This is a genomic window from Streptacidiphilus sp. MAP5-3 (genome assembly GCF_041262505.1).
Classification (GTDB): domain Bacteria; phylum Actinomycetota; class Actinomycetes; order Streptomycetales; family Streptomycetaceae; genus Streptacidiphilus.
This window is the reverse complement of record NZ_JBGCCL010000015.1, coordinates 118,500-134,942: the sequence shown is the minus strand read 5'-3', so window position 1 is coordinate 134,942 and position 16,443 is coordinate 118,500. Positions and strand designations below refer to the sequence as shown.

Here is a 16,443-nt window from a genome sequence, read left to right as displayed (position 1 = left end):
ATGCGTCAGCGGTGCGAGGTGTACTGCACCACCTGCTGGTAGGTCGGGCGGTTCTGCCAGTTCATGTTGGGGTCGGTGACGCCGCCCAGCGGGCGCTGGACGATGGAGTCGGCGCACCACTGGTCGCCCGCCGCGCAGGTGCTGTCGGCGGGGTAGACCTGGGAGGCCGGTTCGGCCGCCGCCTGCTGAAGGGTCATCAGCAGCAGCTGCCGGCACTGGGCCAGGTCGCCGCCGCCGCAGTACGGGCGGGCGAGCGGGTCGGCCGGGTGCTGGCCCAGGACCGTGCGCAGGTCCAGGTCGACGTAGGACCACCAGCCGAACTGGAACGACGAACCCTTGTGCGGGATCGACTGGCTGGCGTCCGACGGACCGTCGGACGGGCCGGTCTGGCCGCCCGAGGGCGACTCGTTGATCTGCAGTGCGCCGATCATCGCGTTGAACAGGTCCTGGCCCATGTCGGGTTGGAACTCCGCCTGTACGAACAGCGGCCACCAGGCGTCGAAGGTCTGGATCGTGGAGGCGTCCGCGTAGGTGTGGCTGCCGGCCGACGTCTCCCTGCGCTGCGCGCCGCCCGCCAGCCATGCCTGCAGCTGCGCGACCAGGGCCTTCTGGGCGGGGTCGGTGACCGGCGCGCTGTTGATGACGGCCAGCAGCTCGGGCAGCACGTCCTCACCGCGCAGGTCGGTCACGGCCGCGTTCTCCATCGCCTGGGTCAGCGTGGCGCGGGTGATCTTCTTGCCCTGCTCGGCCCCCGCGACGAGCGCCCGCACCCGGCTGTCGAGCAGGTTGGCCCGGTGGACCGGCCCGTCACCGAAGTTGGCGGAGGCGTAGCCGGTGGCCTGCTTGTTGTTCCAGGAGACGTAGTAGTCCTGGTCGACGCTCTGCGGGTGCTGCACGGGCGGGGTGTAGGCGGCGGTGTACGCGGCCGGGTCGAAGTCCGTCCAGGCGTACTGTGGCGTGCCCCAGGTGGGCAGGTCGGCCGCGACGGTCGCCGGACGCACCGGGTTCAGGCCGGAGTTGTAGTAGGCCGTGTGCGCGTCGTCGACGTAGAACCAGTTGAAGGTGAAGTCGATGTGCTGCGCCGCCTGTTGGAAGGTCTGCGGTGAGTCCACCGCGCCCGGGTCGTTGAGCATCTGGAAGCCGATGATCGAGTCGGCCTCGTGCATGTACGTCGAGCGCAGCGAGGTGTACGCGACCGGGACGCCCTGCACCGTCGCCCGCGAGGCGACCAGGCCGTACGCGGTCCGGTACATGATGAGCTTGTACGAGCCGGCGGGCGTGCTGTCGGCGAGGGTCGGACTCCAGGAGTCGTCGCGCTCCAGCGGGGTCATCGGCGTGCAGACGCCGTTGTCCAGGTACGCCATCGAGTCCTTGGTGGCGGGCGTGCCGTTCGTGTTGCAGAGCTTGACCGCGTAGGTATCGGTGATGTCCTGTCCGGCGCTGGTGGCGCTCCAGGAGTAGTCCTGGCCACGGCCGAGCTCCACGTAGAAGCTGAGCCCGGCGAAGGACGCGCCACGGGCGCTGATCCCCGGACCCTGGATCTCCTCCAGCATCAGCAGCTGCGGCGCGAAGTAGCCGGTCTGCGGGCCGAAGACGGCGACCGGGTGTCCGTCGTCGGTGTACTTGCCGGAGACGACAAGGGCGTTGGACATGCCGTGCTTGGCGGTGAGCAGGTTGCCGGGCACCACGCCCTGGTCGAACACCCCGGCCAGCGGCCGCAGTCGCGCGGGCGCCTTGGCCGCCTGCGCCTTGTCCTCGCTCTTGACCGCGGCCTTCGCCGCCGTGGTGGCCGCGCTCGTACCCGAGCTCGACGCCGCCGATCCCGTCGGGTCGAAGACGAGCTGCTGCGGGGTCACCGAGCCCGGGTCCGGCATCGCGACACCCTGCGGCTTCGGCGGATCCTGGCCGTAGTTGTAGCTCTGGCCGTCGTGCAGCGTGGTCACCGCGCTCGACGCCTCGCGCTCACGGAACGAGTTCCAGACCTGGTCGCCCTCCGTGGCCCCGTACTTGGCGTCGGCGGCCTCCTTGACCAGCGCGGACTGGATCTGGTTTCCGCCGCCCGAGCCGAACAGCGCGCCGATCACCGAGGACAGCGCCACGAGATCGGTCAGCTTGAACGGCTGGATCGCACCCTGGTTGGTGATCGCGTTGACCTGCCCGGTCAGGTCGTACTCGCCGGGAAAGGTACGGGAGTTGTAGGCCTTGGTGATGTACGCGTTGATCCCGTCGACGTACGCCTGCGCGTCGGCCAGCGCCTGCTTGCCGCGCGGGCCCTGGTTGGCCACGGCGTCGATCTGCTGCTGCAGTTCGCTCTCGGTGTAGGGGGCGGCCTGCCAGAAGCTCTGCTCCAGCTGCCGGTTGGCGAGCGCGCCACCGGCGAAGCTGCTCAACTCCCCGCGTCCGACGTGCCGGAACAGGTCCATCACCCACAGCCGGTCCTGCGCTGCGGCGTAACCCGCGCCGTACTCGGTGCCGTAGCGCGTGGTCCCGTATATGTGCGGCGTGCCGGTCGACTTGTCCCGGACGATGGTGACGTCGGTGCGCGGCTTGATGCTGCTGTCGACCTGACCCGGCGGGACGCCGAAGGACGAGTCGTTGAAGTAGCTGCCGAGGTCCGCGTCGGTGAGTCCGGTGTAGTCGTCCACCAGCGCGGCGTAGGGAGCGAGTTGGTCGTCCGTATGAGCGGGTCTGGTGCCGAACGCGCGGTTGCCGATGATGTCCAGCAGCGTCGCGTTGCCGTTCTCTCCCGGCGGCAGGATGTCGTTGCACTGCCCGCCGCAGTAGTCGTACGGGACCGTGGCCGCCGAGGTGCGCTGGGCCGTGTTCGGCGCCGTGCCTTCAGCCCCGGCCGTTCTGGCCACCGCTCCGGACGGCAACGCCAGCGCCACCGCGGTGACCAGTACGGCCACCGCGGCGACGGGTCGGGACCGCAGGAGGAATCGCCGCATGTCCGCTCCCTTCCCTTGCGTGAGCCCAGCTGATCCGGGTGATCAAGCTGGTCGAGTGGCCCTGACAGTAGGTCAGTTACTGACCGGTCAGGAAGGTGTCGGACAGCAGCATTTTTTCCTGCTCATGCCAGGGAGCCGGCCCGCTCCGCCGCCGAAACAGCCTCCGACTTGGTCAAATGACCCACTCTCGCCGGGATGTGGCGGAGCGAACAGTTACGCCGTCGTGACCCTTCCCCCTTCGCGCGGTTCGGAGTAACACCGTTACAGAGCTCGCCGAGGTGCTGAACTCGCCGAGCGGAACCCAGCGAAGGGACGGCACGCCATGGCACGCGTTCGTTACGGCCCGCGCACCGAGGTTGAGATTCAGGCAGCACGGGACGCCCGGTCCGTCCTCCCCGACATCTGGTCCACCGGTGTGGTGGCCGTCTGGGAGACGGACCCCGACGTGGTGGCGCAGGTGCTGCCCGCGCCGCTCAAACCCGGCGAGCGGCCGCTGGTCCGGGTCAACATCAGCCAGGTGGACATCTTCGGCTCGCCGCTCGGCGCCGGGTCGTTCGCCGTCGCCGCACAGCACGGCGCGCAAAGCGGCTGGTACCCGCTGGTGATGCCGATGACCACCGAGCGCGCGCTGACCGGCGGCCGGGAGGTCTTCGGCGAGCCGAAGAAGCTGGGCGAGGTGAGCGTCGCGCGCGACGGCGAGGCGGTCGTCGCCCGACTCGGCCGCCACGGCGTCGACTTCGTCGAGGTACGCGGCCGGGTCACCGGCGCGCTGCCGCTCCCGAAGGAGACCGAGAAGGTCGACTTCTACTTCAAGTTCCTGCCCGCCGTCGACGGCGACGGCTTCGACCTGGACCCGGTGCTGGTCCACTGCACCCGCACCGAGCGCGTCCGCAGGCTGGAGGCCGTCGACGGGGAGGTGATCCTGCGCGAGTCCGCCTTCGACCCGGTCGCCGACCTGCCGGTGCGGCGGCTGCTGGAGATCACCCTCGGCGAGAAGACCTCCGACCAGCGCGGACGCGTCGTCGAACGGGTCAGCCCGCAGGCGCTGCTGCCCTTCGTCCACCAGCGCTACGACGACCCGGCGCAGGTGCTCGACTCGGTCACGCCGCCTGCGGCCGCCCCGCCCCCAGCCACGACTGAGGAGGTCTGAATGGAGCTGACACCGGGTCAGGTCGCTGTCGTCACCGGCGCGGCGAGCGGCATCGGGCTGGCGATGGCGCAGCGCTTCGCCGCCGAGGGCCTGCGCGTCGTGCTCGCCGACGTCGAGGAGGCCGCGCTGGACAAAGCCGTGGCCGGACTGCGCGAACAGGGCGCGGAGGCGTTCGGGCAGCTCACCGACGTCTCCGAACGCGACAGCGTCGAGGCGCTGGCCGAGACCGCGTACCGGGCGTTCGGCGCGGTCCATGTGCTCTGCAACAACGCGGGCGTCGGCTCCGGCGCCGAGGGCCGGATGTGGGAGCACGAGCCCAACGACTGGAAGTGGGCCTTCGCCGTCAACATCTGGGGCGTCTTCCACGGCGTCCAGGCCTTCGTGCCGCGCATGCTCGCGGGCGGCGAGGCCGGACACGTCGTCAACACCTCCTCCGGCGACGGCGGCATCGCACCGCTGCCGACCGCGTCCGTCTACGCGGTGACCAAGTCGGCCGTGGTCACCATGACCGAGTCGCTCTACGCGCACCTGCGCGCCGAGGGAGCGCCGATCGGCGCGTCCGTACTCTTCCCCGGCCCGCACATGCTGCGCACCGGACTGTGGGAATCGCACCGCAACCGCCCCGACCGCTACGCCAAGCAGCGCCCGCGGAAGACCCCGTACCGCAGCCTGGCCCAGTGGGAGGCTGCGATGGAAGCCGCGGGGCAGACGATCGAGTTCACGCCCGTCGAGGACGTGGCCGCCACCGTCGTGGACGGAATCCGCGCGGACCGGTTCTGGATGCTGCCGCCGAGCGAGCACAGCGACCGTCAGATCCGGGCCCGCTCGCAGTCGATGCTCGACCGCAGCAACCCGGCCTACCTGGAGAAGTTCGTCCTCGGCGACGACTGACAGCTCGCTGAAGCGGAGGAAGCGTGACCTACGACGACCCGTATCCGTACGACGACCCCTATCTGATCATCTCCTCGGACTGCCATGCCGGGCTGCCGACCGAGGAGTACCGCCCGTACCTGGAGACGGCCCACCACCGCGCCTTCGACGAGTTCCTCGCCCAGGCGGAGGCGCGCCGCGAGGAGGCGACCCGGCTGGGCGTCCGAAACGAGGCCTTCGCGCAGAAGTGGTTCGAGGACCACGAGGAGGGTCTGCGCGGCGGCTGGGACGCCGTCCAGCGCGACAAGGAGCTGGACGGCGACGGCGTCGCGGGCGAGGTGGTGTTCCCGGACGCGGACGCCGTCGACTCGCGCACCGCCGCGCCGTTCGGCGTCGGTCTCGGCCTGAGCGGCGACCAGGACCCGGTACTCGGCATGGCCGGGGCCCGCGCCCACAACCGCTGGCTCGCCGAGTTCGTCCGCGCCGGCGGCAGCCCCGAACGCCGTTGCGGCGTGGCGCTGTTGCCGATCACCGGCGACCCGGACACGGTCGTGGCCGAAGTCCGCCGCGCCCACGCCGACGGGCTGGGCGCGGTGATGATCCCGGCCATGTGGGTGGACCAGGCGCCCTACCACGACCGGCGTTACGACCCGGTCTGGGCCGTCTGCGAGGAGCTGCGGATGCCGGTGGTCACCCACTCCGGCGCGGCGCCGCGCCACGAGTACGGCGACCATCTGGGCATCTACGTCACCGAGGTGACCTTCTGGCCGTCCCGGCCGCTCTGGTTCCTGCTCTGGTCGGGCGTCTTCGAGCGGTTCCCCGGGCTCCGGTTCGGCGTCGCGGAGTCCGGCTGCTGGTGGCTGCCCAACCTGCTCTGGTTCATGGACCGGCTCTACCTGGGCGCGCACGGCGGCAAGAAGCTCTCGCCGTTCTCCGAGCTGACCATGGCCCCGAGCGCCTACGTCGACCGCAACTGCTTCATCGCCGCCACCAACACCAAGCGCCGCGAACTGGCCCACCGCTACGAGATCGGCGTGGACAACATCTGCTGGGGCAGCGACTTCCCGCACCCCGAGGGCACCTGGCCGAACACCCGGCAGTGGATGCGCACCACCTTCCACGACATCCCGATCGCCGAGACCCGACGGATGCTGGGCGGCAGCTGCGCGGAGATCTTCGGCTTCGACACGGCGAAACTGGCCCCGATCGCCCGCCGGATCGGCCCGGCCCCGGCCGAACTCGGCCAGCCCGAGGACCAGTCCGCCGCCGAGGCCGCCTGGGCTCCGGCCAAGGCGGTCGGCCGGCACTGGCTGACCGGCCACGACTTCCCGTTCCTCGGCACGACCGCCCCGACGGAGGGGAGGACGCTGTGACGGCGTCGTCGGAGCAAGGACCCGAATCGCCCGTACCAGGCCCCGAGCGCTACACCGTCGTCTCCGCCGACTGCCACGCGGGCGCGGACCTGCTCGACTATCGTCCCTACCTGCCCGGTGCGCTCCACGAGGAGTTCGACGCCTGGGCCGCGCGCTACGTCAACCCGTTCACCGACCTGATGGCCCCCGAGGCCGCCCGCAACTGGGACTCCGACCGCCGGCTCGCCGAGCTGGAGCAGGACGGCATCGTCGCCGAGGTGGTCTTCCCCAACACCGTCCCGCCGTTCTTCCCCAGCGCCTCGCTGAGCGCCGTCCAGCCCACCGCCGAGGAGTTCGACCTGCGCTGGGCCGGACTGCAGGCCCACAACCGCTGGATGGCGGACTTCTGCGCCCAGGCACCGGGCCGCCGGGCGGGGACCTTCCAGATCCTGCTGAACGACGTCGACGAGGCCGTCGACGAGGTACGACGCTGCCACGCTGCCGGCCTGTCGGGCGGTCTGCTGCTGCCGGGCGTGCCGCCGGGCTCGCCGGTACCGGAGCTCTGGTCGGACGTCTACGAGCCGCTCTGGGCGGTCTGCGCCGAGCTGGGCGTCCCGGTCAACCACCATGCGGGCTCGGCCAGTCCGGAGCTGCGCGAGGAGCCGGCGGCGCGGGCCGTCTTCATGGTGGAGACCACCTGGTTCTCGCACCGGGCGCTGTGGCATCTCGCCTTCGCCGGGGTGTTCCACCGGCATCCGCAGCTCCGGCTGGTGCTCACCGAGCAGGGCTCCGGCTGGATCCCCGGCGTGCTGGACATGCTGGAGTACTACCACCGGCGGCTGGTCGGCGCCTCCACCCGGGCGGCCACGGCGGAGTCCAAGTTCGGCGCGGGACTGGCCGAGCTGATGGGCGACGGCCCGCGCACCGCGTGGGAGCGCAACTGCTATGTCGGCGCGAGTTTCATGCGGGCCCACGAGGTCCCGATGCGCGACCGGATCGGCCTCGACAAGATCATGTGGGGCAGCGACTTCCCCCACGACGAGGGCACCTACCCGTACACGACGGAAGCGCTGCGCGTCGCCTTCGCGGGCGTGCCGCACGACGAGGTCGCGGCGATGGTCGGCGGCAACGCCGCCCGCGTCTACGGCTTCGACCTCCCGGCGCTGGACGCGCTCGCCGCCAAGGTCGGCCCGCTGGCCTGTGAGGTCGCCCGCCCGCTGACCGAGATCCCGCCGGGCGCGACCAGCCCGGCCTTCGCCAAGGGTTCGTCCGTGCGGGTGTGGTGATGTTCAGTCCGTCGGCAGCAGGGCGGCGGCCGGTACGAGCGCTTCGGTGGCGCTGTCGGCCGGCCGCCAGCCCGGCCCGCGGAACAGGTAGCCGAGGCGCTCGCGCCAGCCCCGGGCGACGGCGAGGTCCTGGCCGATCGAGAGGTACTCGTGCGTCGCCACCCGCAGCGGGTTGAATGTCGTGATGTTCTTGGTCAGCCCGTAGACCGGCTGATCGGCCTCCTCGGTGAACGACCCGAAGAGCCGGTCCCAGACGATCAGGATGCCGCCGAAGTTCCGGTCCAGATAGCCGCCCTGGGACGCGTGGTGGACCCGGTGGTGCGAGGGCGTGTTGAACAGCAGCTCGACCGGCCTCCCGAGCTTGCCGATCCGCTCGGTGTGGATCCAGAACTGGTAGACCAGGCTGACCGAGGAACAGAACGCCACCGCCACGGGCGAGATGCCGAGCGCGATCATCGGCAGGTAGAAGACGCCGAAGGTGAGGTCGGTCCACGGCTGCCGCAACGCCGTCGACAGGTTGTAGTGCCGGCTGGAGTGGTGCACCACGTGCTGCGCCCAGAGCAGCCGAACCCGGTGCTGGCTGCGGTGCGACCAGTAGTAGCAGAAGTCCTGCGCCGGCAGCATCAGCGGCACCGTCGTCCACCAGTGGACGCCGATCCGCAACGGCGTCAGCGCGTAGACGAGGGTGTACAGCGCGAAGGCCGGGATCTTCCAGAGCAGGTTGGTGAGGAGACTGCCCAGTCCCATGCTGATGCTGGTCGCGGTGTCCCTGGTCGCGTACCCCTGCTCGTCCTCGTCCGGACGGACCAGGAAGGAGACGATCTCGATGATCGTCAGCAGCAGGAACGCGGGTATGGACCACAGCACGGGATCGGGCAGATTCGGCATGCGGGCAGCGTAGGGGCGCCGACCTGCGCTGACCAGAGGTCGTTACCGGTCGGTATCCGACGCCGTGCCGTCGTCGCCCTCGACCAGCAGCCGGGCGTAGTTCGCCATGGACCGCTGGTAGCGCGGCAGATGAGGCGCCAGCGCGCCGACGGCCAGGGACACCGCTTCACGGCCCCGGCCCACCTCCACCAGGCAGAGCGCGAGCGTCGCGGCGACGGCGTCCTTCAGCACGGCCGCGTCCGGGTCGTGGTTCTCCTGTTCGGCGGTCAGCCACTCGATAGCCTCGTCGACACGGCCGATGTTCCGCAGCGAGCTCGACATCTGCACCACCGCCCGACGCCGCCGCATCCCGGCCAGGCCACGCTCCAGCGACTCCCGGTAGAGCGGTACGGCCTTGTCCGAGTGGCCGGTCGAGTCCCAGGCGCAGGCCCGCTCGAACGACGCGACCGGATCGCCGGCGGGCAGTTCGTCGGCCAGCCTGTCGATCCGTTCCCGGAACTCCGCCTCGGCCTCGCGCGCGTAGTAGCCGTCGATCTCGGCCCACGCCTCGTTGCTCCGGCGCTCCCAGTCGTTGACGTCGAGCGCACCCATGTGGATCTTGTCGGTCATGCCCGGAAGCCTGACACAGCCGGACCGGGCAAGGCGAACGCGGTGGCCGGGGCAGCCAGTGTCAGGGTCAGAGCGACAGGTCCACCACGACCGGGGCGTGGTCCGAGGTGCCCTTGCCCTTCCGCGCCTCGCGGTCGACGTAGGAGTCGCTGACCGCCCCGACGAACGGCTTGTTGCCGTAGACCAGGTCGATCCTTATCCCGAAGTTCTTGGGGAAGCTCAGCTGACGGTAGTCCCAGTAGGTGTACGGGTGGTCGTACTTGAGCGCGCGCGGGAACACGTCCGCCAGACCGACGTCCTGCAGGTCCGTCAGCGCGGCACGCTCCGCGGCCGTCACGTGCGTGGCGCCGTCGAACTTGGCGATGTCCCAGACGTCCGCGTCGGTCGGCGCGATGTTGTAGTCGCCGAGCACGGCGAACGGCCGGTCACCCGCCGCGTCGGCGACCACCGCGTCGCGCAGTGCGCCGAGCCAGCGCAGCTTGTAGGCGTAGTGGGGGTGGTCGACCTCGCGACCGTTCGGCACGTAGACCGACCAGACCCGGACCGGCCCGCAGGTGGCGGCGACGGCCCGCGCCTCGACCTCCGGCTCGGCCGGGATCAGCGAATCCTCCGCGGCGGCGGCCGGGTCGAGGTAACCCGGCTGGCCCGGCAGGTCGCGGACCACGTCCTCGATGCCGATCTTGGAGAGGATCGCCACGCCGTTCCACCGGCCCGTGCCGTGCGCGGCGGTCTCGTAGCCCAGCTCGGCGACGGCGTCGTAGGGGAAGGCGTCGGTGGCGCACTTCAGCTCCTGCAGGCAGACGACGTCCGGCTGCGCCGAACGGAGCCACTCCAGCAGCTTCTCCAGCCGGGCGTTGACGGAGTTGATGTTCCACGTGGCGATACGAACGGTCATGGCCACAACCTACCGTCCGCCACCGACAGCGCCGCCGAAGCGGCCCCATCCCCGCGCCGGGCGACTACATCTGCATCGCCTGCGGCAGCAGCGACGCCAGGAACTCGCCCTCCAGCGGGTTCCCGTAGTCGCGCGAGGAGACGACCAGACCGTCCACCACCCGGATCACGTTGACGAAGCCCAGCGTGAACTCCGTGCCGTCGGCGCTCGTGCGGCCGTGGACACGGAACTCCGCGATAACGACCTCCGGATCGACGGTCTCGTGCAGCGCCACGACGTCGACCGCGTCGTAGCTCCACAGACCCTCGACGGCCTTCATTCGGCTGCGCAGCGTCTCACTCCCCTCCGTCCGCCAGGGGAAACCCGGCCGGACGAACGGCATCTCCACGACGACGTCCGGCGCGTAGAGGTCGGCGAGGTCGTCACGGCTCCCCTCGACCGTCGTACGCAGCAGCAGTTCGACGGTCTCGCGGGCGGTGCGGTGCTGGTTCGACATGGATCTCTCCCCTGTGGGACGGGCGCACGTACGGGTAGGACGCGCGCACGGCAGACGGAACCAGGGCTGGGTCGTAGAATCGGAACGACCGCCCCGCTTCGACTTTACGGAACGCACGCCCCGCTTGTCCACGGAAGTTCCGGACGGGCGCGGCACGGAACAGGAGCCCCCATGGCCGAGAGCCGCCCGCTGCGCGCCGACGCACGCCGCAACCGCGCCAAAGTGCTGGCCGCGGCGAACGAGGTCTTCGCCGCCGAGGGCCTGGCCGTGCCGTTGGACGAGATCGCCCGCAGGGCGGGAGTCGGCGCAGGCACGGTGTACCGGCACTTCCCCACGAAGGAGGCCCTCTTCGAAGCCGTCGTCTCCGACCGGATCGAGTCGTTGACTGCCGTGGGGCGCGAAGCGCTGGCGTCGCTCCCGGAAGCGGGTGACGCTGCCGCGACCGAGCAGGCTTTCTTCCGCTTCCTGGACGTGATGGTGACCGACGCGGGCAGCAAGATGGACCTCGCCGACGCGCTCACCGGCGCCGGGGTCGACCTGCAGCAGTCCACCCTCGCCGTGGCTGCCGACCTGCGCGCGGTGCTCACCGACCTGCTCCGGCGCGCGCAGGCGGCGGATACGGTCCGCACCGACATCGACCTCTCCGACCTGCACGCCCTCGTCATCGGCGCGGTCGCCGCGGAGCGCTCCCGTGCGGGGCACAGCGGTCTCGCCAGACAGGTCATCTACGACGGCCTACGGACCGCTCCGCGCCCGTAGTCATGCCGACGCGTCGTCATGCCCACCCGTCGTCATCCCCGCCCGTACTCCTCCTCCGCGCGCCAGAAGTGCACGTACCCCACCACGCCTGCGACGAGCGCCCAGCCGAGGGCGAGCAGCCAGATGTGGCGGGTCAGGCTGCTGGCCTGGACGGAGTCCATCAGCGCGTAGCGCATCAGCTCGTTGAAGACCAGCGCGGGGTTGACGTTGAGCAGGGTCCGCACCGCCTGCGGGAGGTGCGCGCCGACGGTCTGGACGCTCCAGAAGACGCCGGACATGTACATCCACGTACGGATCACGAACGGCATGAGCTGGGAGAGATCCGTCGTCTTGGAACCCCAGCGCGCCAGCAGCATCGCCAGCCCCGCGTTGAAGACCGTCTGCAGCACCAGGACCGGCAGGACCAGCAGCCACTTCAGGGTCAGCGGCTCGCCCGTGGAAAGGATGATGAACGCCAGCACGACCATCGAGACCACCAGCTCCTGGAGCTGAACGATGGTCAGCGCCAGCGGCAGGCAGGCCCGGGGGAACTGCAGCGCCCGGATCAGCCCCAGGTTCCCCGAGATCGCCCGCGTCCCGGCCAGCACCGCCGACTGGGTGAACTGGAAGGTGAAGATGCCGGTGCAGAGATAGGCGATGTAGTTCTGGATGCCGCGGTTGGTATGCAGCAGCATGCCGAAGACCAGGTAGTAGACGGCCGCGTTGAGCAGCGGCGTCATCACCTGCCAGATCTGGCCCAGCCGCGCCGAGGTGTAGGCGGCCGTCAGCCGAGCCGTGGCGAAGGCCAGCACGAAGTGGCGGCGTGACCACAGCTGCCTGCTGTACTCGACCAGCGGCGGACGCTTTCCGCTCAGCGCCAGACCGTACTTCGCGGCGAGCTCGCCCGGGGTCAGCCCCGCGTCGGGGTCGCCCGGACTGTCCGCGTCGAGCGTCGCGCTGACGACTCCTTCGCTCACCCCCCGACGTTCTCACGCGTCACGTGAGGTCGCCCGGCACAAGAGCCGTACGTGGGTCAGCGCCGCACGTGGGTCAGCGCGGACGTCGGTCAGCACCGCACGCGCGTCAGAGCCGCACGTGGGCCAGGTCGAGGGTGGCGATCGACGGCTCGGTCAGCGAGCCGAGATAGAGGCGGCCGTCGTGCTCCGCCACGCCGGTGACGGCGCGGAAGGCCGGGGTCGGCCCCTGAAGGTCGTGGACCACTCGTCCGGACGTGTCGACGGCCATCACCCAGACGGTGGACTTGGGCCCCGGCAGCAGCGCGTCCGGAACGCGCCAGAGCGCCTGACGCGCCGCCGGATGCATGCGGTGCAGCGTGTCCAGCAGGGGGTCGCGCGGCGCGACCATCGCGATCCAGAGCAGCCCGTGGGTGCCCGCGCCGAGGTTGTCCGGGAATCCGGGGAGGTCGATCAGGGTGTCCCGCGTGCCCGCCCGCTCTCCGGTGAGCCAGTACCGCGACACCCGGTACGCACCGGTCTCGGCGACGGCCAGGTACGACTCGTCCGGACCGAACGCCAGCCCGTTGGCGAACTGCAGCCCGTCCAACAGCACTTCCGGCTCGCCGTGCCCCTTGCCGTGCCCTTTTCCGCCAGAGGCACGCAGCCGCAGCAGGCGACCGGTGCCGGAGTGTTCCAGCAGGTCACCACGCCAGTTGTCGATGACGAAGCGGCGACTGGACTCGGTGAAGTAGACGGTCCCGTCGGCGGCGCAGACCACGTTGCTGACCAGCTTCAGCGGGACGCCGCCGATCCGGTCGGCCAGCGTCTCGACGGTTCCCTTGTCCGGGTCCACGCGAAGCAGCCGTCCGCCGCGGGCGTCGCAGACGAGGACCCGCCCGTCCGGCAGCGCCTCGAGACCGGCCGGGCGGCCGGGGGCGATGTCGGCGAGCGTCACCGCCTCGCGCCCGTCCGGGCTGAGCCGGAGCAGCCGCCCGTCGGCGACGCCGCAGAGCACCCGGCCCTGGACGTCGACCACGACGTCCTCCGGTCCCAGCCCGGACAACGGGATCAGGTCGACCGGGGGCAGCGACCGCTGGTGCTTCCACGCCCGCGCCCGCCCGCTCCGACGCGGCGGCGTCCACACCTCGGGACGGATCGGCGGCCGATGGGCCATGGCGGCGAACCCCCTGCCAGAGTCTCAGCACCCGGCTCCACGGCACGCGCGCTGCTGAGGCCTCATCATGCCGCGCGGCGAGCCGGTACGGAACCACCGCAGGTCAGGCGGCATATGCGACCAGCCCCTCACGCACCGCGATCCTGCTCCGCCCGATACCCGCCGTCGCGGGGCGGTCGGGCATCCTTCAGCTCAACGTGGACAGCACCGTGTCGAGGCGTTCGTATCCCTCGACCACTCCGCGCTCCATTCCGCTGGCCAGGATGCCGTCCCGGGCGGCGAAGGAGTCCGCAACGGAGAGGATGGTGACGCGGGTGCGGTCGTCACCGAGGTCCTCGAAAGTCGCCGTACCGAGGGTGACCCCGTCCGGAACGCCCTCGTAGGTGAAGGTCTGGACGATGCGCGTCTCGGGCCGGACCTCATGGAACGACCCGTAGAAGGACGCGACCTCCTGACCGTCGCGCAGTTGGCGGTAGCGGTAGCTGCCGCCGGTGCGCAGGTCCCAGGAGTCGAACTTGGTGGTGAGGTCCTTGGGGCCGAGCCACTGACCGACCAGCTCGGGCTCGATCCAGGCCCGGAAGACCCGGGACCGCGGCGCGTCGAACTCACGGGTGATGCGGATGGTCGGCACCTCGGGGTCGGCCTCGATCACGGTCTGAGGAACCGGTCGCGTCGTCATGGCAATGCAACTCCTTCGTCGTACGGATCCGTTCGGGCTTTCCGCTCTGTACGTCGTGCCTGCTCCGCACGCTGTGGCTGTGCCGGGCGGTGCGTCGGCGTCGGGGCCTCGACGTCCATGGCGGCGAGGACGGCGTCCAGGCGGTGGAACCGCTCCTCGGCGTTGCGCCGGTAGCGGTCGACCCAGGCAGTCATCTCCGCGAGCACAGCCGTCTCCAGATGACATGGGCGGCGCTGCGCGTCGCGGCTCCGGCTGATCAGCCCGGCCTCCTCCAGCACCTTCACATGCTTGGAGACCGCCTGAAGTGACATCGCGAACGGCTCGGCCAGCTGGCCGGGTGTGGCGTCACCGAGGGACAGCCGGGCCACTATGTCCCGTCTGGTCGGATCGGCGAGCGCGGTGAACGCCCGGGAGAGCTGATCGTCGGCCACCACTGTCCTCCAGGCGCCTTCTCAACCGATTGGTTGAGAACAACGCTACGCCGCTCCCCGAGTTTGTCAACCGATTGGTTGAGAAAGATGCCCGAGGCTGCGCTCAGGACTCCGACGGACCCTCGACCTCGCCCACCCCCTCACCCGCGCCCTCGCCCTCGCCCTCGACATTGGCCGTGAGGCGGCGGAGGAGATCGGCTAGCAGGCCGCGCTCCAGATCCGTCAGACCGTCGTTGAGCCGCTCGTCGAAGGCCGTGGCCACCTCGCGCATCCGCAGGAACGCCGCCTCGCCCTCCTCCGTGAGACTGACGACGTGGATGCGGCGGTTGTCCGGATCGCGATGACGGGAGATCAGTCCCCGCTTGTCGAGCGCATTGAGGTGGTGGGTGAGCGTGGCCTCGCGCAACCCGACCGCCTGGGCCAGCTCACGCTGGGTGCCCGGACGTCGGATCTTGAGGTTGAGGAGGATCAGCCACACCGGCAGCGATCCCCCGGCCCGCTCCAACGCGTCGTCGAACGCCCGGCTCACCACTCGGGCCGCCTGCCCCAGCTGGAGCCCGGTGGGCGTGTGCATCGGCGGCGTCGACTGAGACGGTTGCAGGCTCTCCATGGCGCGAGCCTAGCAGGATGCATAGACGCCGAACCCTTTGACTTCGAAGCATGAGAGGTCTATGTTTGCCGGAGAAGGCAGCGAAAGGGACCTCAAGAGCCAGCAACACCGAGAGACCGTGAGGGAACCGTGAACGCACTGCAGAACCGCATCGCCCTGGTCACCGGAAGCTCCCGGGGCATCGGGGCAGCCATTGCCGAACGCTTCGCCGCCGAGGGTGCACGCGTGGTCGTCCACGGACGCGACGTCGAGGCGCTCGAAGCCGTCCATGCCAAACTCGCCGCCACCGGAGCCGAGGTGCTGGCCGTGCCCGCCGATCTGACCCGGTTCGACGAGATCGAGGCCCTGCGCGCCCGAGTGGAGGCCGAGTTCGGCCCCGTCGACGTCCTCGTCACCAACGCCGGCGGCAACCCCGTGCCGCCCGGCCCGATCGAGCTGATCAGCGAAGAGGGCTGGCGCGCCAGCATCGACGCCAACCTCACCAGCACCTTTCTCACCGTCAAGAGCTTCCTTCCGGGCATGAAGGAGCGCGGCCACGGCAGCATCGTCACTCTGTCGTCCGCAGCCGCCCGTCGTCCGACGCCGCACTCCCCCGCCGCCTATGCAGCGGCCAAAGCGGGTGTCGAGTTGCTCACCCGGTCCCTCGCCACGCAGGCCGGCCCGCACGGCGTACGGGTCAACTGCATCGCCCCGGAAACGATCCTGACGGAGCGCAACCAGCGCCAGATACCCGCCGAGATTCAGCGCACCATGGTCGACGCCCATCCGGTCCGCCGCCTGGGCACCCCGGAGGACGTCGCTCAGGCCGCGCTCTTCCTCGCGGCGGAGTCGGCGTCGTGGATCAGCGGCGTGGTGCTGGACGTGGCGGGAGGCTCGGTCCTGGCGTGAGCCGTGCGAGGTGCTCCTCGCGGGTAATCGCGTGGACCACGACGGACTGCCCCCAGCCGGCGTACTCACCGACGTCGCAGGTGATCACCGACAGCATGCCGTAGCCGTTCTCCGCCCAGCCCGGCCGCGCCCGCGCGACGATCCCGGCCGTGGCTTCGCGGTCCACCGGCCCGATTGAACCGTCGCCGATGTAGCGCATGACGTCGGGGACGGTGTTCATCTCCGACAAAGGCTCGATGTCCGCCTCGGTCGGCGGCCGGAGCAGGAGTCTGGCGGTGGTCAGCGTATCCGAGCCGGAAGACGAACCCTGGGACTTCAGGGAATCACTCCACCTATGGACGCCATCTCCGTCTTCACACCCGCCCCCGAACATCGAGGCGTCGATACAAACGGTGACACCGCACCAGCCCCAACCCAAACCCCAGCGGTAACCCCAGGAGTGAAAAACCCCAGCTCAGACCCGACTTAAGGCA

Annotated in this window: 17 protein-coding genes; 6 read left to right on the top strand and 11 right to left on the bottom strand. The window is 70.4% G+C overall.

The annotated features are described in order from the left end of the window. Positions 1–5: 5 nt before the first annotated feature. Positions 6–2,948: a penicillin acylase family protein gene (locus ABH928_RS22550; protein WP_370069277.1), complete on the bottom strand. Its 2,943-nt coding sequence runs from the start codon at positions 2,946–2,948 to the stop codon at positions 6–8. 322 nt (positions 2,949–3,270) lie between these two features. Between ABH928_RS22550 and ABH928_RS22545 the strand changes: the two genes are divergently transcribed. Genes ABH928_RS22545 through ABH928_RS22530 form a run of 4 tightly spaced genes read left to right on the top strand, consistent with a single transcriptional unit; the run spans position 3,271 to position 7,606 of the window. Next, entirely contained in the window at positions 3,271–4,098 is an 828-nt protein-coding gene (locus tag ABH928_RS22545; protein WP_370069275.1) for an acetoacetate decarboxylase family protein, read from the top strand. Then, positions 4,099–4,989, top strand: a complete 891-nt coding sequence (locus ABH928_RS22540) for an SDR family NAD(P)-dependent oxidoreductase (protein ID WP_370069273.1) — start codon at positions 4,099–4,101, stop codon at positions 4,987–4,989. Positions 4,990–5,012: 23 nt separating this feature from the next. Further along, the gene (locus ABH928_RS22535) at positions 5,013–6,341 is read left to right on the top strand and encodes an amidohydrolase family protein (RefSeq protein WP_370069271.1); all 1,329 of its coding nucleotides are present in this window, start codon (positions 5,013–5,015) and stop codon (positions 6,339–6,341) included. Further along, positions 6,338–7,606, top strand: a complete 1,269-nt coding sequence (locus ABH928_RS22530; protein ID WP_370069269.1) for an amidohydrolase family protein — start codon at positions 6,338–6,340, stop codon at positions 7,604–7,606. Before ABH928_RS22535 ends, ABH928_RS22530 begins: the two co-directional genes overlap by 4 nt. Positions 7,607–7,609: 3 nt before the next feature. Here the strand turns inward: ABH928_RS22530 and ABH928_RS22525 are convergent, their stop codons facing one another. From ABH928_RS22525 to ABH928_RS22510, 4 genes are all read right to left on the bottom strand, one after another. Beyond that, the gene (locus ABH928_RS22525) at positions 7,610–8,494 is read right to left on the bottom strand and encodes a sterol desaturase family protein (RefSeq protein ID WP_370069267.1); all 885 of its coding nucleotides are present in this window, start codon (positions 8,492–8,494) and stop codon (positions 7,610–7,612) included. Positions 8,495–8,536: 42 nt separating this feature from the next. Next, positions 8,537–9,103 carry a tetratricopeptide repeat protein gene (locus ABH928_RS22520; RefSeq protein WP_370069265.1) on the bottom strand — a complete coding sequence of 189 codons (567 nt, stop codon included), beginning with the start codon at positions 9,101–9,103 and terminating at the stop codon, positions 8,537–8,539. Between the two features lie 67 nt (positions 9,104–9,170). Further along, the gene (locus ABH928_RS22515) at positions 9,171–9,998 is read right to left on the bottom strand and encodes an exodeoxyribonuclease III (RefSeq protein ID WP_370069263.1); all 828 of its coding nucleotides are present in this window, start codon (positions 9,996–9,998) and stop codon (positions 9,171–9,173) included. 64 nt (positions 9,999–10,062) lie between these two features. Next, positions 10,063–10,494, bottom strand: a complete 432-nt coding sequence (locus ABH928_RS22510; RefSeq protein WP_370069261.1) for a nuclear transport factor 2 family protein — start codon at positions 10,492–10,494, stop codon at positions 10,063–10,065. Positions 10,495–10,665: 171 nt separating this feature from the next. Between ABH928_RS22510 and ABH928_RS22505 the strand changes: the two genes are divergently transcribed. Then, complete coding sequence (locus ABH928_RS22505) at positions 10,666–11,253, top strand: TetR/AcrR family transcriptional regulator (protein WP_370069259.1); 588 nt, start codon at positions 10,666–10,668, stop codon at positions 11,251–11,253. 32 nt (positions 11,254–11,285) lie between these two features. Here ABH928_RS22505 and ABH928_RS22500 read toward each other — a convergent pair whose 3' ends face one another. From ABH928_RS22500 to ABH928_RS22480, 5 genes are all read right to left on the bottom strand, one after another. Then, on the bottom strand, positions 11,286–12,209 hold the full coding sequence (locus ABH928_RS22500; RefSeq protein ID WP_370069257.1) for an ABC transporter permease: 924 nt from the start codon (positions 12,207–12,209) through the stop codon (positions 11,286–11,288). 106 nt (positions 12,210–12,315) lie between these two features. Beyond that, positions 12,316–13,362 (bottom strand): SMP-30/gluconolactonase/LRE family protein, encoded by a 1,047-nt coding sequence (locus ABH928_RS22495; protein ID WP_370069255.1) that lies wholly within the window; start codon positions 13,360–13,362, stop codon positions 12,316–12,318. A 187-nt stretch (positions 13,363–13,549) separates the two neighbouring features. Further along, the gene (locus ABH928_RS22490) at positions 13,550–14,041 is read right to left on the bottom strand and encodes an SRPBCC family protein (RefSeq protein WP_370069253.1); all 492 of its coding nucleotides are present in this window, start codon (positions 14,039–14,041) and stop codon (positions 13,550–13,552) included. Next, positions 14,038–14,472, bottom strand: coding sequence for an ArsR/SmtB family transcription factor (locus tag ABH928_RS22485; RefSeq protein ID WP_370069251.1), 435 nt, complete (start codon positions 14,470–14,472; stop codon positions 14,038–14,040). The genes ABH928_RS22490 and ABH928_RS22485 overlap by 4 nt, the downstream gene beginning before the upstream one ends. A 103-nt stretch (positions 14,473–14,575) precedes the next feature. Then, a complete protein-coding gene (locus tag ABH928_RS22480) occupies positions 14,576–15,082 on the bottom strand; it encodes a MarR family winged helix-turn-helix transcriptional regulator (RefSeq protein WP_370069249.1) in 507 nt (168 codons plus the stop codon). Positions 15,083–15,211: 129 nt separating this feature from the next. On the opposite strand from ABH928_RS22480, the gene ABH928_RS22475 reads away from it, so the two are divergent. Next, positions 15,212–15,970: an SDR family NAD(P)-dependent oxidoreductase gene (locus ABH928_RS22475; RefSeq protein ID WP_370069247.1), complete on the top strand. Its 759-nt coding sequence runs from the start codon at positions 15,212–15,214 to the stop codon at positions 15,968–15,970. Here the strand turns inward: ABH928_RS22475 and ABH928_RS22470 are convergent. After that, on the bottom strand, positions 15,924–16,343 hold the full coding sequence (locus tag ABH928_RS22470) for a GNAT family N-acetyltransferase (RefSeq protein WP_370069355.1): 420 nt from the start codon (positions 16,341–16,343) through the stop codon (positions 15,924–15,926). The genes ABH928_RS22475 and ABH928_RS22470 overlap by 47 nt on opposite strands. Between the last annotated feature and the right edge of the window lie 100 nt (positions 16,344–16,443).

Coding starts and splice junctions, on each gene's coding strand:
- ABH928_RS22525 (WP_370069267.1), bottom strand. CDS start 8,494: ATGCCGAATCTGCCCGATCCCGTGCTGTGGTCCATACCCGCGTTCCTG.
- ABH928_RS22540 (WP_370069273.1), top strand. CDS start 4,099: ATGGAGCTGACACCGGGTCAGGTCGCTGTCGTCACCGGCGCGGCGAGC.
- ABH928_RS22520 (WP_370069265.1), bottom strand. CDS start 9,103: ATGACCGACAAGATCCACATGGGTGCGCTCGACGTCAACGACTGGGAG.
- ABH928_RS22510 (WP_370069261.1), bottom strand. CDS start 10,494: ATGTCGAACCAGCACCGCACCGCCCGCGAGACCGTCGAACTGCTGCTG.
- ABH928_RS22505 (WP_370069259.1), top strand. CDS start 10,666: ATGGCCGAGAGCCGCCCGCTGCGCGCCGACGCACGCCGCAACCGCGCC.
- ABH928_RS22545 (WP_370069275.1), top strand. CDS start 3,271: ATGGCACGCGTTCGTTACGGCCCGCGCACCGAGGTTGAGATTCAGGCA.
- ABH928_RS22550 (WP_370069277.1), bottom strand. CDS start 2,948: ATGCGGCGATTCCTCCTGCGGTCCCGACCCGTCGCCGCGGTGGCCGTA.
- ABH928_RS22515 (WP_370069263.1), bottom strand. CDS start 9,998: ATGACCGTTCGTATCGCCACGTGGAACATCAACTCCGTCAACGCCCGG.
- ABH928_RS22480 (WP_370069249.1), bottom strand. CDS start 15,082: ATGGAGAGCCTGCAACCGTCTCAGTCGACGCCGCCGATGCACACGCCC.
- ABH928_RS22490 (WP_370069253.1), bottom strand. CDS start 14,041: ATGACGACGCGACCGGTTCCTCAGACCGTGATCGAGGCCGACCCCGAG.
- ABH928_RS22495 (WP_370069255.1), bottom strand. CDS start 13,362: ATGGCCCATCGGCCGCCGATCCGTCCCGAGGTGTGGACGCCGCCGCGT.
- ABH928_RS22470 (WP_370069355.1), bottom strand. CDS start 16,343: ATGTTCGGGGGCGGGTGTGAAGACGGAGATGGCGTCCATAGGTGGAGT.